Origin of the sequence: Kineococcus indalonis (assembly GCF_009906395.1) — a bacterium.
Lineage (GTDB): Bacteria > Actinomycetota > Actinomycetes > Actinomycetales > Kineococcaceae > Kineococcus > Kineococcus indalonis.
This window is the reverse complement of sequence record NZ_JAAALM010000898.1, coordinates 1-902: the sequence shown is the minus strand read 5'-3', so window position 1 is coordinate 902 and position 902 is coordinate 1. Positions and strand designations below refer to the sequence as shown.

Sequence of the window (902 nt, the reverse complement as noted above, 5' to 3'; positions counted from 1 at the left end):
GCACCGAGCGACGCCCCGAGCCGCACCCCGAGCTGCTGGCCGCCCTGGCCGGGGGCGCGGGGGCGGTGCGGGAGCGCAGCGCCGCGGTCGCGGCGCCGTCCCCGGCCAGGGCGGCCAGCAGCTCGGGGTGCGGCTCGGGGCGTCGCTCGGTGCTCACGGTGGCAACGTACCGACCCGGGGGCCGGCCTCGCGCTGAGCGGGCGGGCCGCGGGGTCCCGGCGCCACCGGGACCCCGCGCTCGGCTCAGGCGGCGGCGGGCTCGACGGCGCCGACGAGCGCCTGCAGCACGGCGGTCAGCTTCTCGGTGACCTCGGTGTCCTCCTTGGGGTGCAGCTCGGCGAAGCGCACCACGGAGCCGGGGATGGCCATGGTGGCCTCGGCGAGGACCCGCGCGCCGGCGATGCCGAACACCTTGCGGGCGTCGTCCTGGGCCCACACGCCGCCGTACTGGCCGAAGGCGCTGCCGACGACGGCGAGCGGCTTGCCGGACAGGGAGCTGGCGCCGTAGGGGCGCGAGGCCCAGTCGACGGCGTTCTTCAGCACGGCCGGGATGGTGCCGTTGTGCTCGGGGGTGACGACCAGGAGGGCGTCGGCGGCGGCGATGGCCTCGCGCAGGTCGGTGGCGGCCTGCGGGACCGAGCCCTCGACGTCGACGTCCTCGTTGTAGAAGGGCAGGTCGCCCAGGCCCTCGTGCACGTGCAGGGTGGCGCCCTCGGGGGCGAGGTGCACGGCGGTCTCGGCGATCTGGCGGTTGACGGAGGCGGCGCGCAGGCTGCCGACCAGGACCAGGACGTCGGTCACGGGAACTCCTCAGGAGGCGGTGGGTCGCGAGGTCGCGGTGCTCCGCGACTCGTCGTCGTCAATGCGGACCGTGGTCCGCTTGTTCCCGGACTGTAGTGCGC

1 protein-coding gene is annotated in these 902 nt (G+C 76.4%); it reads right to left on the bottom strand.

Annotation, left to right across the window (positions count from 1 at the left end; genetic code table 11):
• Positions 1–243: 243 nt before the first annotated feature.
• Entirely contained in the window at positions 244–801 is a 558-nt protein-coding gene (locus tag GTR00_RS21810) for an NAD(P)H-dependent oxidoreductase (RefSeq protein WP_166613577.1), read from the bottom strand.
• Between the last annotated feature and the right edge of the window lie 101 nt (positions 802–902).